Genomic DNA, 13,756 nt, shown 5'->3' with positions numbered 1-13,756 from the left:
GCGAGCCAGTTGTTGATAATCCGTCGCATCTGATACATCCTCTGCACCATTGGTGTTTCGGGAGAGTGGGATGGCAACGCATCCAGCAGTTTCATTTGCGGTCGACGGACAGCCGGAATTCATCACGTACGAAAAGCGCGAAGGCGTTGCATGGATCATGCTGGACCGGCCACAATATGCTAACGCCCAAAATGCTGGACTGCTCGACCAGCTTGATCGGGCATTCCGGGCGGCAACTGATGACCCGGAAGTCAAAGTCATCGTGCTGGGCGGGAATGGCAAGCATTTCTCGGCAGGCCATGATCTGGGTACGCCAGACGACGATTCAAACCAGACCCGCGACCGCAAAGCGATTTGGCACGACCATGTCGGCCTAAAAGGGGCAGAGCGGCAATATGTCCTTGAACAGGATCTCTATCTTGGCCTGTGCCGCCGCTGGCAGGACATCCCCAAACCGACCATCGCGATGGTACAGGGTGCCTGCATCGCAGGCGGTCTGATGCTCGCATGGGTGTGCGACATGATCGTCGCATCAGATGATGCCTATTTTCAGGACCCGGTCGTCCAAATGGGCATCCCTGGCGTTGAATATTTCGCGCATGCATTCGAACTGCCCCCGCGAATTGCGCGCGAGTTTCTGTATCTGGGCCAGAAAATGCCCGCCGACCGTGCCTATCAATATGGCATGGTCAACCGCGTGGTCGCCCGGGACCGTCTGGCGGCAGAGGTTGAAGGCATCGCACACGAAATCGCCGAGCGCCCGCGCTTCGGTCTCGCCATGGTCAAACAGGCCATCAATCTGGTCGAGGATCAGCGCGGCAAAAGGTCAGCGATGGACAGCGTCTTTCACATGCACCACCTTGCCCATGCGCATATGCAATTGACTACAGGCAGCATAGTCGGCGGTGTCGGTGCGAAAGATATCGCAAAGGCCGGTCGAAAGCAGACTTGAAAGTTCGACGCTGCGAATGACCAACTATATCGGAAATTCGTGCGCCGAACTTGGCGCACCATTCCAATATCGCACGCCAAATACACACTATGGCAACGCGTGCGGCTTCAATTTCAATCTTGAATTTTATTGGTAGCGGAGGAGGGACTTGAACCCCCGACCTACGGATTATGATTCCGCCGCTCTAACCAGCTGAGCTACTCCGCCAACCTTGGATGTCCGCGCGGGGCGCTGGACAGGAGGCGGCCTATAGGCATGCGCGTCGGAAGGGTCAATAGCCGGTTTGCAGGCTTTCGACATAGAATAACACCCCGGCGGGTCGCGCCGCCGGGGTGTCGCTTGCGGGTTCCGGAGGACCAGTCACCAGAACCCTGTGGGCTCTTGATTAGCGAAGCAGGTTGAGTACGCCCTGCTGGCTCTGGTTCGCCTGCGCCAGCATCGCGGTCGACGCCTGTGAGAGGATCTGCGCCGCTGCCAGCTTGGTCGATTCAGCCGAAAAATCGGCATCGGCGATGCGCGATTTCGACTCGGACAGGTTGGTTGCTGTCGAGGTCAGATTGTTCACTGTTGCATCAAGGCGGTTTTGCACCGCACCCAGATTGGCGCGCTGGGTTGCAACCGTGTCGATTGCCGTGCTGATCAGCGCCATCGAAGTCGAGGCACCGGCAGTCGTCGACATATCGACGCCGTTGACGCCAAGCCCCGTCGCATTCATCGACACAAAGGCAATCGAGACAGTCTGGCCGGTGTCGACACCGGTCTGGATGCTGAATGTACCGGCGGCGTTAAACAGGTTGGTGCCGTTGAAATCGGTGCGACCAGCGATATCATCGACCTGACCGAGCAGGGCCGTTACTTCGGTCTGGATTGCTGCGCGATCGGAGGTGGCGGTGGTGCCGTTAGCAGCCTGCACCGACAATTCGCGCATCCGGACGAGGATATTCGAAATTTCGCCCATCGCGCCTTCAGCGGTTTGAGCGAGCGAAATACCGTCATTGGCGTTGCGGATTGCCTGATTGAGGCCCCGCACCTTGGCATCCATACGGGTGGCGATAGCGAGGCCCGCAGCATCATCCTTTGCGCTGTTGATACGTTTGCCGCTCGACAGGCGCTCCATTGCGGTGCCGAGCATGTTGCTCGCAACCCGCGAGCTATTCTGCGCCCGAAGCGCGCTGACATTGGTATTGATTGCAGTCATCTTGGTTCCTTTCCGGCTCTTTGGCTGGGGGCTTCCCCGTCGGACGGAGCGGCCACGAAAGCTGTAACGGCAGGATTGGGTACGGCTTTAATTCCGGCGTCAGTTTTCCGACGAGGAGACGGCTGAATTTCGACGGGGTAACGACATGCTTCTGTAATTTATAGCCTTTCTGTTGAATGGCACGCGCATTGCTTTGTCCCGTCTGTACAAGACCAGGACCGCAAAACATGACAGTCATCGACCAGAACAGACTTTTGCAAATGCGATCAGCCATCGTCGCCCAAAACCAGGCTCTGCAGCGAGCAACCGGGCTGGATGGTACAACCACGACCGAGGGTGTATCCGCGCCGTTCAGTCAGACACTATCGGACGCTGTGCGTTCGATTAACGAACAGCAGACCAAGGCCTCGGAACTTTCTGCCGCTTATGAGCGGGGCGAGACCCACGACATTGTTAGCGTCATGGTCGAACGGCAAAAGGCTTCGCTCGGGTTCGAAGCGACCCTTCAGGTCCGTAACAAGCTGTTGTCCGCCTATCGCGACATCATGAACATGCCGGTGTAATCAATGGCCGAGCAAGAAATCATTCCGGCATCTGCGCCACTCGGGAGCACCGCCATACCTGTTGTCGGGGCAGCGGGCCGCTTCGGAGAAATCGCACGCTTTATACGCCAGCCTGCTGTGGCGCGAGCGCTTCCGGCGCTTGGGTTGCTGGGTGTGGCCGGGCTTGCGGCAACCGTTTGGCTCAGCTTGCAGAGCCCGACTCAGGCTCCACTCTATGCCGGGCTGGCGGATACCGACAAAGCCACCGTCGCGGAAGCGTTGCAGGCGTCCGGCATTGGTTATTCGCTGGACCCGGTAAGCGGTGCGCTTTCGGTCGATATTGACCGTCTGCACGAAGCGAAGATGATGCTCGCTGGGCAAGGTTTGCCCAAGGCACAGCCCAGTGGCGATGCGATGCTCGCTGCCTTGCCTATGGGTGCCAGCCGGGCGATTGAAGGGGAAACCCTTCGCGCCGCACGCGAGGCGGACCTCGCCCGCACCATCGAAGCCATCGACGCCGTAAAGATCGCGCGCGTGCATCTTGCGCTTTCCGAACCCAGCGTATTTGTACGTGAAACCAAACCAGCAGCCGCATCGGTGCTGCTGACACTGCAACAGGGCCGCACTTTGGGCGAAGCGCAGGTGCGTTCAATCCGCCATCTGGTCGCTTCCTCCGTACCCGGTCTTAGTGCCGAGCAAGTTTCGGTCATCGACCAATCGGGTGCTCTATTGTCTGGAGCAGACGGCAGCAACAACGCGTTGCTCGACCTGCAAACGCGGCTCGAAGCGCGATATCGCGAAGCATTGGTCGGTCTGCTGACCCCTGTATTGGGGCGCGAAAACTTTTCGATCGAGATCAATGCCGAAATTGATCCCAGCGAAAGTCAGGCGACGCGCGAGAGTTTTCCTGAAGATGGTCGCGCACTGCAGCGAGAAGAGGGCAGCAACTCGCGCAGTGCCTCTCCCAGTCCTGTAGCCATGGGTATCCCTGGGGCGCTTTCGAATCAGCCCCCGCCAGCTACCACCGTGTCAGCGACACCGCCGGACGCGCAAAATCCGGCCATTCCGCAAAACCCACAGGGATCGAGCGAGGAAAATTTTGCGCGTAGCTTCGAGAACGGTCGAGAAATCTCTGTAACGCACCAGCCGCAAGGCCAGCTCAAGCGGTTGTCGATTGCGGTGGCACTGCGGCAAGCCAAAGATGCCAAGGCCCTTTCCGAAGCCGAAATTGCCAAGATCGATACGCTGGTTAAAGGCGCCATAGGATTTAATGCCGAGCGCGGCGATCAGGTTGCAATTTCCGCGCGCCCCTTTGCCGAACAGGTGGCACCGGAAACCGCGCCTTGGGACGAACCATGGTTCTGGCCACTTCTGAGGCAAGCTGGGGGTGCTCTCGCGGCGTTGCTGATTGTCCTGATGATCGGCCTGCCCTTGCGCAAGGCGATGAAACGCAGAGCATTGCAGGCGCACGAGCGGGCTGAACTGCTTCAGACCCAGCTTCTCGAAGCAACCAATGCGCCCTCCACCAAACAGGGCGCTGGCCACGCATCGGACATCACCCTCGATATGATCGAAGCGGCCCCGGGCTATGAAGCCCGTGCGCAACTGGTGCGCGCTTTTGTCCAGCAAGACCCGGAGCGAGCTGCGCACATAGTCCGTCATTTGATGCAGGCAAACGGACGTGGATAGTCAGGTCACCATCGGGGGGACGTCTTCGGCCGCCATTCTGATGCTTCTGCTCGAGGAGAACGAAGCCTCCGAAGTCTTGCGTCACCTGGACCCTGAAGAAGTTCGGGTGCTGGGAAGCGAAATGTACAATGCTGCACAAGCGGACGAATTGACAGTAGCCAGCGCCCTGGGTCGCTTTGTCGATGGCAGTCGAGAGGTTTCGGCTCTGACACCCAGAGCGGATCGGAAAATCCGAACCGTTATGTCCGAAGCGCTAGGCCCTGCCCGTGCCGATAATTTGCTGGCTGGAATATCGCCACAGCGCAGCCGTGAAATATTGACGATGCTTCGCTGGATGGAGGTCGAGGCCCTGTCCACCCTTTTAGCCGACGAACATCCTCAGGTCGGTGCCGTTATCCTATCTGCGCTGCCATCCGAAATGGCAGCGCAGGTGCTGGTCCCGATTGACAATGAACGACAGGCTGACCTGCTGTTCCGAACAGCCCGACTTGGAAGTATTAGCGCTGAGGCGATCGAGGATATCGAAGCCATTTTGGCGCAAGTCGAAAGCGCCCGAAAACCAAGCTCTTCGTTCGCTCTTGGCGGGCAAGGCGATGTCGCAAAAATCGTCAACAACCTGCCGCGGACTGTAGGTGAAGGTGTGTTGCGCATGATGCGCAAGAAGGACAAGCAACTGGCAGCTGCCATCGAAGACGAAATGTTTGTCTTCGAAGACCTCAACCAGCTTGAAGCCAAGTCGCTAGGTGCGGTGCTTCGCGGGGTCGAAGCCGCGACTTTGGCCTTGGCACTCAAAGGTGCGGATTCGGCACTGTCCGATCGTTTCCTCGCCACTATGTCCGCGCGCGCCGCTGAAACGATACGCGACGAACTAACCGAAATGGCCCCGGTGAAACGGGAAGAAGTCGAGGCAGCCCGCAAGGCAATTGTCGCCATTGCCCGAGCGATGGCCGCAACTGGTGAAATCATGCTGGGTGGCAAGAGCGACGACTATGTCTGATACCAGTTTTCAGCCCTTTCTTGGAGACCAACTCCGAACGGAAGACAACTTTCAGTTGTGGCCTGACCGCGACGAAAAGCAACTGCATGTAAGTGCCGAAACCATAGACGAATATGCACGCGGAATGGCGGAGGGGCAGCAGTTGGCATCAGCAGCCTTCGCTGAAGAGCGCATCAGACTTCAAAAATTGCTGGCATCGGCCGAAGCATTGCAGCCCGTTGACACGGATACAATTCGCAATTTGCTTTATGAAACCATCGAGCGCCTGGTCAGCCAGATTGTAGGTCAGACACCGACCGACAGCGAATGGCTGATGCGACAGATCGAGCAAGCCGTGCGCGCCGCTGCCCAAATCGATTCTGCTCGTACTATTTGGTTGCACCCCGACGATCTCGAACTGCTTACCGGATTTGAACTTGGTATCGCATTGAAAACCGACCCGATGCTTGTCCCCGGTTCGCTGCGGCTGGAGACCGACTCTGGCTGGATCGAACATGGCCGGATGATCCTGCTGGATGCCATGCGTTCTGAACTGGGCGGCGGGGGTGGCAAGTGACTGTGCGCCAACTACAGTCTTTATCCGATGCGCTCCGGGCCATGGACTTGCACGGTCTGCCGCCCCGCAAAGTCGGGCGATTGGTGGCGCATGATGCGATGCTGCTCGAAATAGAGGGATTTCCTGCACCGATGATGACACCGGTGCGGATCAATGCCGCCGACGGACGTTTAATCGCCGGCGAAATTGTCGGATTTCGCGGCAATCGAAGTCTGGCTATCCCCTTAACCGCCAACGCCCCCTTTGCGGTCGGTGCCCGTGTGGTCGTTGACGGTGAGGCGGGTCGGGTGCGCTGTGGAAATGGTCTACTGGGACGCATTATCGATGCGTTGGGACAACCGCTCGACGGCGAATCAGAGCCCTCACTTTCGGATAGTTGGCCACTGAATGGAATCAACAACAATCCTCTGAACAAGGCCCGGGTTACCCAGCCATTTGATTGCGGCGTGCGCGCCATCAACGCGCTGCTGACTTTGGGAGAAGGCCAGCGCGTCGCGATTATCGGTGGTTCCGGCGTCGGCAAATCGGTGCTGATGGGACAGATGCTTACTGGTGCAGATTGTGACATCATCGTCGCAGGTTTAATCGGTGAACGCGCCCGCGAAGTCAGCGATTTCGTCGAAACAAAGTTGCCACCGTCCTTGCGCAAGCGCGCCGTTGTGGTCGCCACCGCTGCCGACGAAGCGCCGCTGCTGCGCCTGAAGGCGGCAATGCGGGCGACAGCAATTGCCGAATATTTTCGCTCGCAAGGTAAAAAGGTTCTCCTGCTGCTCGACAGCCTGACACGAATTGCGCATGCACGGCGCGAAATCGGCCTGGCACTAGGCGAACCACCCGCGATGAAGGGCTATCCCCCGTCGGCGCTCGGGCTTATCCCGCAGCTGATCGAGCGAGCAGGCGGTGATCGCCAGAGTGGCGGATCGATCACGGCGCTTTATACTGTTCTGGCCGATGGTGGCGATATGGACGACCCTGTGGTCGACGCCGCGCGGGCCATTGTCGATGGCCATATCCTTTTGTCGCGCAGCCTTGCAGAATCGGGTGTCTATCCGGCGATCGACATCAGCCGTTCGCTGTCACGTACTATGAACGAGACTGCCGATGAAACACATCGCAACGCTGCAATGCGCTTTCGGCGACTATGGTCGATCTATGAAGAAAATCGCGACCTGATTTTAATGGGTGCCTATGCGCCCGGCAGCGATACGCTGCTCGACGAGGCCGTTATTCGGCAATCCGAGTTGCGCGAATTTCTAATGCAGGATGCGCATGATCAAATAGACTTTTGCGAAAGCCGCCATGTGCTCATCGAAGGTTTCGGCGCATGACCCGACGAACCGAACGCGTATTGCGCAAGTACAGGCTGGCGCGCCGCTTGGCACAAATAGCGACGGTAAAGGCCGAGCTTCAAAAGCGATCTTTGGATCAGACAAGACAGCGCCTTGTCGATGCGCAAGCGCAGCTAGTGCAGCACAATACGCAAATATCCGGTGCAGACCTGGCAACACGGTTGGAGTGGTCGGACCGATTGGCCGAGGCAACCACATCGCTCGACATCCCATTAAACGACGCCAATACCAACTGTGCCAACGCAGCGCGGGCAGCAACGCTTGCCAGCGGTCAAGCCGAAATCATCGAGCGAACCCACCATTCCGCAATGCAGAGGCATGCGCGCGACCGCGAACTTCGACAACTGCTGAATCTGCCCATCAATCCCAAGAAGCGAGGTTTGTTGTGATAAGCGTGATGCCGAACACGGCCTTGGTATCGGTCGTCAGCGCGCCGCCGCGAAGCCTGACGATGATTTCGACAGAAATGTTGTTCGAGCAGCATTTGGCAAACGCCGATCAGAGCATTGAGCCAAGTGCGCCCGCGCTTCCGTCGCCCGTTGCGGACCAAATATCTGTACCTACAGAGCCAGCAAGCCCTGAAGTTTCATCCATTTTGGCGCAGCCGCAAGATCTGAAATCGCAGGCCAATCCGGATATTCGAGTGATTCGCAAGTCAATTACGAAAACCGAAAAAATGCATATCCCAGTCGAGGATGAGATGCAGCTCACCGAACGGATAATGCCCTCACCGCACAAACTGGACGTCCTTGCCCCAATAGTCATTGCCGTGGGTGACAGTAGCAATCCTGCAGCTATGCAAACACCACCCAAAGACGCGATGCCAATATCGGCGACAAAATCTTCTGCGGTGCCTTCGGGCGAGAAGGATGGCACATTAGACGAATCACTGGGTTCGCGGGCGACACCGGACTTCTTGATGCATTTACCCGGCGGAGGGCGTTCGGAGACCAGGGCCGTGTCGGCAATGGAATTTCCATCGCTTTCACCAACGCAAGCGCTGGATCTGTGCCATAGCGGCTGGTTCGAGCAAGTCGCCCGAAACATCGTCGACGCGAAATCTAAAGGTGGAGCTCTGATGTTCCGGCTGATGCCGCCGAATCTGGGTAGCCTCGAAATACAGCTCACCCGACACGAATCCGGGCTGGCAATAGAAATGCGGACGAGCAACGAAAACGCAGCGCAAATCATTGCATCGGCAGAGCCTCGCCTAACCGATGAATTGCGTCAACGCGGCGTCACAATCTCTGAATCATCGGTCCAATCTGGAGCCAGTGGCGATGGTCGCCACGCACGAAGCGCGCCAAATCCTGAGCAACTTCCGCCGTTCCGGGAAACTGAACAGATTTCACATCCAGACGAAGATCAGCGCGACGGACGGCCAGCCGACCGCTTTGCCTGATCCGAATGCAAGGAAATGATATGAGTAAGGAATCGAAGGACGAGCATAAAAAGGGGGGCGGGAAAAAGAAGCTGACACTGATGCTATTTGCCGGACTGTTGCTGGCCGCAGGCAGTGCGGGTGCCGGTATCTATGCCACCGGTGGTTTTACGAAGAAAACGGAGCGGGAAGATCCAAACTGGCCGAAACTGGTTGTCCGCAGCGCCGAACCCGCTGAACCGGCTCCCGCAGGCGAAGGGGAGGGAGAGGTACCACTGAAAGTAGGAACCGTATCCGTCCCGAATGATCGGTTCAAGGTCGATCCGTCAAAATATGAAATCACCTATATCCCGGTTGAACAGCCTTTCACCGCGAATCTTTCTGATGGCTCGGGATTCATCCAGATCGGCATCAGCCTGGCCACCTATTATGACGGCAAAGTCGTCGCAAATGTGAAACGTCAGGATGTACCGATCCGTTCGGCCGTTCTTATGATCTTGTCCGAACAGGACCCAGCCGTGCTCTCATCCGCGCAGGGTAAGCAGTTGCTCCAGCGCGAATTGGCGCGCGCCATCAATGGCGTGCTGCGCGAAAAGGAAGGCTTTGGCGGCATCGACAATGTCTATTTCAATAGTCTGGTGATCCAATGACGCTGTCCGTTCCTGACATCCAACCAATGTCGCTGATCCGGCCCACTACCGGCAAAAACGCGTTCTTGGGCAGTGGTTTTTCGGAAAGGCGGTTACGCGCAACGCTTTGCGAATTGCTTTGTAGCCGCGGCGTCGATGCGATCGAACCGACTGAAGCAAGCCAGGATACTTTGTGCCTTGGCGACTGGCTGGCGCAGGATATCCCAGCCTTGTGGGCCTGCTTTGTGGACCAGAATGGCAGAGGAGCCGCCTATATGCGGGTACCGCGCAGCTTATTCGACGTGGCATTCGGAAAATTTTACGGCGGTGACGGCGCTGCGCCGGAGCTATTCGCCGCGCCAACAGCCACGCAGCTGCGCTTTGCCCGGCGGCTCGGTGATGCCCTCGCCAGGGCAGTGTTAGGTGCATGGCCCGATGGCACGCCAATCGACCTTGCACTGGGTGCTGCCCATTTCAACCCGACCGACATCGCTCATGAAAAGCCAGAAGCCATGTTCCACTGCGTCAATTTCGATATCGCGATCGGCAAGGCGGAAATAGCGGCTTTAAGCCTGGCTATGTCGACCGATATGTTGTCAACATTGGGTACGGGGAAATCCGTCAAATCCATCGCCCGGTCCACAGATTCTAGAAATTTGCAGCTTAGTTTGCATCCGCATGCGGGCCATGTCCCCTTGCCCGTCCGATCGGTGCTTGCACACCCGGAGATTCCGTTGGCGCGACTAATGCAACTGAAGATCGGCGACGTGCTGCCCATTGCAATGCCGAAAACTGTACCGGTTACTGTTGGCAACATGCTTTTTGCCCAAGCCAGCTTGGGTGAGATGCAGGGGAATGTCGCCCTTCGCATCGATAAGCTAGGCAAAGGAACCCCCGCATGAGCGATATGAGTGAAGCCCCGCGGCGCGGCCCCAGTGCGCCGACCGCCGCGAAAAATTTCAACTTGTTGGCTGGAGTGAATATTCGCCTTTCGGTTGAGGTTGGGTCAACGCTGATGACGCTGGCCGAGCTGGCCGCGCTGGATGAAGGCAGTGTAGTTGCACTCGACCGGCAGACCGATGAACCCCTCGACATATGCGCCAATGGCAGCCGCATAGCGCGTGGAGAGATTGTTGCGGTCGATGGTCGCTACGGCATCCGGATTACCCAGCTGGTTTCTGCGGACAGCGCCTATTCCGGTCAGGAGAGAAATCCGTGATCCTCGACTATCTGCTGCGTCTGGCGCTGTTGCTGCCACTGGTAGGGGCGCTCGCGTGGGGCTCGTTATGGCTTTGGAAGCGATTGCAGATCGGCATGCCGGTTGCGCCAACACGGGATCAATTGATCCGCATTGCCGAATTGCGACCGATTGGGGCTGGAACAAAACTGGCGGTTCTCGAATTCGGCGGCAAGCAGTTGCTGGTCGCGATTACACGCACCGGCGTTACATCGCTTGCAATCGACGACAGGGGTGAATTCGATGCGCCTTAGTTTGCTCATCCCCGCCGCTCTGATCGCCGCATTCTTTCTGCTACTCCCGGCGCAGGCGATGGCACAGCCGAGCGGCGGGGCAATGGATCGGGCGTTAATCGAAATCGCAGGCAACGGTCGCCCGCTTTCGCTATCGCTGCAGATTCTGCTGCTGATGGGGCTGCTAACGATATTGCCCTCGCTGGTGCTGATGATGACGAGCTTTACGCGGATCATCATCGTGCTGTCGATCCTGCGTCATGCTTTGGGATTGCAGCAAACGCCACCCAATCAAGTGCTGGTTGGCCTGAGCCTTTTCCTGTCGCTGTTCGTAATGCAGCCGGTAATGTCGGAGATCAACCAAGCAGCAATCACTCCCTATGGCGAACAGCAGATCGGCATTGAAGAAGCGGTAGGTCGAGCGGGCAAATCATTGCACGGTTTCATGACGGCGCAAACGCGCAGCAACGATCTGGCGCAGTTCACCAAATTGGCCAAATCACCACCCTTTGCCAGCCCGACCGATATCCCCTTTTCAATACTTCTGCCCGCCTTCGTGACCAGTGAGCTGAAGACCGCGTTTCAAATCGGCTTCCTGATCTTCCTGCCTTTTCTTATCATCGACCTGATTGTGGCATCGGCATTGATGTCGCTCGGCATGATGATGTTGTCGCCGACCATTGTTTCGATGCCTTTCAAATTGTTGTTGTTCGTCCTTGTCGATGGCTGGGCCTTGACCATGGGATCGCTCGCGGCGTCCTTTGCAGGAGGATAGATGGAGCAGGATTTCTTCATCAGCATCGCACAACAGGCACTGTGGGTGCTCGCTCTGGCCTCCGCCCCAATCCTGATCCCGGCGCTGGTCACCGGGGTGCTCCTCGGTATGGTACAGGCAGCAACCTCGATCAACGAACAGACTCTGAGTTTTGTGCCCAAATTGCTGCTCGTCGCGCTGTGCCTAGCAATTTTCGGGGGCAGCATCATGCTGCTCCTGACCGATTTCACGCGCGAGATATTCGAGCGGATCCCTTTGTTGCTGCGCTGATCCGTGATGGAATTCGGCTTTGGCAACATTGAGGCAAACCTGCAGATCTGGTTACTGGCGATGATCCGGCCAGGCGCTGCCATGCTGGCCGCCCCGTTTTTTGGTGCCGGCAATGTGCCCGTTCAGTTACGTCTGGTGCTGGCGATGGCGCTAGGCTTGCCTGCTGCAGCTATGGTGCAACCGGCGATTCCGGTCGACGGCTTGACCTCGCTCTCTGGATTACTGCTGATTGCCGGAGAGGCCTTGCTCGGGCTGGCGATGGGCTTTGCGCTGCAGATCGGCTTTGTTTGCGCATTGCTCGCAGGCGAAATCATCAGCAACATGATGGGGATCGGATTTGCGGCCATGGCTGACCCTGCAACCGGCCAGCCCAGCCCCGCCATCGGCCAATATCTGTCAATGCTGGCATTGTTCCTGTTCCTTGCAGGTGAAGGCCATTTGCTGTTCGCCGAGATTGTCGTCGATAGCTATCGCGCCCTGCCTCCGGGCGAGGCCTGGATTTCGGCAAAAGCGTTGAGTGGCCTTGTCCAGTTTGGCGGCTTGACTTTTGCAGGTGGGATTGCCGTCGCGATGCCCGTTCTTTCCGCATTGCTGTTGGTGCAGGCGGTCTTTGCAATGGTTTCGCGCGCGGCGCCGACACTCAATCTGTTCTCGGTGGGCCTTCCCGCGACACTTACTGCGGGGATAATCTTGCTCGCAATTGCAACGCCGGTGATGGCGGAAGCGCTTGGCCGCATAATCCTTGATGCCCTGCGGCAGGCGCAGTCGCTCGGGCTAGGCTGAGCTATGGCGGAACCACCTGACCGTGACCAGCAAACCGAAGCGGCGACACCGAAACGGCGACAGGATGCGACACGTGACGGCGATGTCCTGGTTTCGCGCGAGCTGGCAACTGCGCTGATGATGCTCGCCGGGGCGGGCTGGCTTATGTTGGCGGGGAAATGGCTGGTGGGTGCATCGGCTGACATGCTGCAAAAGGGACTTTCGGTTGGGCAGGAGAGCATAAGGGCAGTCGACTTTTCTGCCCGGCTCACGCATTTGCTAACCCCTTTGGCATTGCCATTTGCCGGTCTGTTGCTCGCCAGTCTGGTCGCGGCGATTGCCGGGCCTGCTCTGCTTGGCTCGCTGGGTTGGCGGGCAAAGGCGATGGAGCCCAAAGGCAGCCGGTTGAACCCGTTGGCCGGCGTCAAGCGCATGTTCGGACTGCACGGTGCCATTGAGTTGATCAAGGCGCTGGCCAAAACCGCAGTCCTTGGCGGGGTGGGTTGGTGGCTGATCGATCGGGAGCTGGACATTCTATTGTCGCTCGCTGTTGCCGATCCGGCGTCGGCAGCAGCGCGATTGGGTAGCAGTCTTGCATCGGTCCTGCTCGCACTGACAGCCGCTATGGCCCTGTTCGCGCTGATCGATGTGCCGTTACAAATCTTTCAGCGCAATCGCCGTCTGCGCATGTCGCGCGAACAGGTGAAGGAAGAGCTGCGTCAAAGCGAAGGCGCCCCTGAACTGAAAGCCGCACAAACTGCCCGCCAACAAGCAATCCTCAGTCAATCCGCGCGCAAGGCAATGGGCGAGGCGAGCGTTGTTTTGACCAACCCACGGCATTTCGCCGTGGCTTTGCGCTATATGCCGGGCAAAGACGCTGCCCCGCTAGTCCTGGCCCGTGGCCGCGACGAGGTCGCTCTGGCGATGCGTCAACTGGCGTTCGATCGTGCGGTTCCTATGCTCGAATATCCGTCGCTGACCCGTGCGATCTATTTCACGACGCGCGCGGGACAAGCCATCCCCGAAGATCTGTATCAGGCGGTTGCCGTAATCCTTGCCTTTGTCTTCCGGCTCGACAGCGAACTTGCGGCGCAGATACAACCTCCTGTTGTTGATGTGCCGAGGTCCCAGCGTTTCGATGTGCATGGTCAACGTATCGAAGATTAAAGATCACGTCCTTCATGCC

The 13,756-nt window shown here is 58.0% G+C and carries 16 protein-coding genes and 1 tRNA gene; 15 read left to right on the top strand and 2 right to left on the bottom strand.

The features are described from left to right. Positions 1-70 precede the first annotated feature (70 nt). Positions 71-952 carry an enoyl-CoA hydratase gene (locus DXH95_RS12225; RefSeq protein ID WP_115549809.1) on the top strand — a complete coding sequence of 294 codons (882 nt, stop codon included), beginning with the start codon at positions 71-73 and terminating at the stop codon, positions 950-952. A gap of 130 nt (positions 953-1,082) precedes the next feature. Here DXH95_RS12225 and DXH95_RS12220 read toward each other — a convergent pair. Beyond that, positions 1,083-1,159, bottom strand: a tRNA-Met gene (locus tag DXH95_RS12220). 178 nt (positions 1,160-1,337) lie between these two features. After that, positions 1,338-2,150, bottom strand: a complete 813-nt coding sequence (locus DXH95_RS12215) for a flagellin N-terminal helical domain-containing protein (RefSeq protein ID WP_115549808.1) — start codon at positions 2,148-2,150, stop codon at positions 1,338-1,340. 227 nt (positions 2,151-2,377) lie between these two features. On the opposite strand from DXH95_RS12215, the gene fliE reads away from it, so the two are divergent. The 14 genes from fliE (at position 2,378) to DXH95_RS12145 (ending at position 13,737) form a co-directional block, all read left to right on the top strand. Continuing rightward, positions 2,378-2,713: a flagellar hook-basal body complex protein FliE gene (gene fliE, locus DXH95_RS12210; protein WP_115549807.1), complete on the top strand. Its 336-nt coding sequence runs from the start codon at positions 2,378-2,380 to the stop codon at positions 2,711-2,713. 3 nt (positions 2,714-2,716) lie between these two features. Then, positions 2,717-4,381, top strand: coding sequence for a flagellar basal-body MS-ring/collar protein FliF (fliF, locus tag DXH95_RS12205; protein ID WP_115549806.1), 1,665 nt, complete (start codon positions 2,717-2,719; stop codon positions 4,379-4,381). Beyond that, positions 4,374-5,378 (top strand): flagellar motor switch protein FliG, encoded by a 1,005-nt coding sequence (locus tag DXH95_RS12200; RefSeq protein ID WP_239016636.1) that lies wholly within the window; start codon positions 4,374-4,376, stop codon positions 5,376-5,378. The genes fliF and DXH95_RS12200 overlap by 8 nt, the downstream gene beginning before the upstream one ends. Beyond that, on the top strand, positions 5,371-5,934 hold the full coding sequence (locus DXH95_RS12195) for a FliH/SctL family protein (protein ID WP_115549805.1): 564 nt from the start codon (positions 5,371-5,373) through the stop codon (positions 5,932-5,934). Before DXH95_RS12200 ends, DXH95_RS12195 begins: the two co-directional genes overlap by 8 nt. Positions 5,935-5,975: 41 nt before the next feature. After that, positions 5,976-7,262: a FliI/YscN family ATPase gene (locus DXH95_RS12190; protein ID WP_115549804.1), complete on the top strand. Its 1,287-nt coding sequence runs from the start codon at positions 5,976-5,978 to the stop codon at positions 7,260-7,262. Positions 7,263-7,449: 187 nt separating this feature from the next. Beyond that, positions 7,450-8,685 (top strand): flagellar hook-length control protein FliK, encoded by a 1,236-nt coding sequence (locus DXH95_RS12185; RefSeq protein ID WP_181883669.1) that lies wholly within the window; start codon positions 7,450-7,452, stop codon positions 8,683-8,685. A gap of 20 nt (positions 8,686-8,705) precedes the next feature. Beyond that, entirely contained in the window at positions 8,706-9,314 is a 609-nt protein-coding gene (locus DXH95_RS12180; protein ID WP_115550169.1) for a flagellar basal body-associated FliL family protein, read from the top strand. After that, positions 9,311-10,195, top strand: coding sequence for a FliM/FliN family flagellar motor switch protein (locus tag DXH95_RS12175; RefSeq protein WP_115549802.1), 885 nt, complete (start codon positions 9,311-9,313; stop codon positions 10,193-10,195). The genes DXH95_RS12180 and DXH95_RS12175 overlap by 4 nt, the downstream gene beginning before the upstream one ends. Continuing rightward, positions 10,192-10,512 (top strand): flagellar motor switch protein FliN, encoded by a 321-nt coding sequence (gene fliN, locus DXH95_RS12170; RefSeq protein WP_115549801.1) that lies wholly within the window; start codon positions 10,192-10,194, stop codon positions 10,510-10,512. The genes DXH95_RS12175 and fliN overlap by 4 nt, the downstream gene beginning before the upstream one ends. Further along, positions 10,509-10,784: a flagellar biosynthetic protein FliO gene (locus tag DXH95_RS12165; RefSeq protein ID WP_239016635.1), complete on the top strand. Its 276-nt coding sequence runs from the start codon at positions 10,509-10,511 to the stop codon at positions 10,782-10,784. Before fliN ends, DXH95_RS12165 begins: the two co-directional genes overlap by 4 nt. Beyond that, positions 10,774-11,538: a flagellar type III secretion system pore protein FliP gene (gene fliP, locus DXH95_RS12160; protein ID WP_115549800.1), complete on the top strand. Its 765-nt coding sequence runs from the start codon at positions 10,774-10,776 to the stop codon at positions 11,536-11,538. The genes DXH95_RS12165 and fliP overlap by 11 nt, the downstream gene beginning before the upstream one ends. Then, entirely contained in the window at positions 11,539-11,808 is a 270-nt protein-coding gene (fliQ, locus tag DXH95_RS12155; protein WP_115549799.1) for a flagellar biosynthesis protein FliQ, read from the top strand. Positions 11,809-11,811: 3 nt separating this feature from the next. Further along, the gene (gene fliR / locus DXH95_RS12150) at positions 11,812-12,591 is read left to right on the top strand and encodes a flagellar biosynthetic protein FliR (protein ID WP_115549798.1); all 780 of its coding nucleotides are present in this window, start codon (positions 11,812-11,814) and stop codon (positions 12,589-12,591) included. Between the two features lie 3 nt (positions 12,592-12,594). Continuing rightward, a complete protein-coding gene (locus DXH95_RS12145; protein ID WP_115549797.1) occupies positions 12,595-13,737 on the top strand; it encodes an EscU/YscU/HrcU family type III secretion system export apparatus switch protein in 1,143 nt (380 codons plus the stop codon). Positions 13,738-13,756: the final 19 nt, after the last annotated feature.

The sequence above is a fragment of the Sphingorhabdus pulchriflava genome (assembly GCF_003367235.1).
Lineage (GTDB): Bacteria > Pseudomonadota > Alphaproteobacteria > Sphingomonadales > Sphingomonadaceae > Sphingorhabdus_B > Sphingorhabdus_B pulchriflava.
Note: the sequence above shows the minus strand (reverse complement) of the source record. Positions and strands in the feature narration are given on the sequence as shown.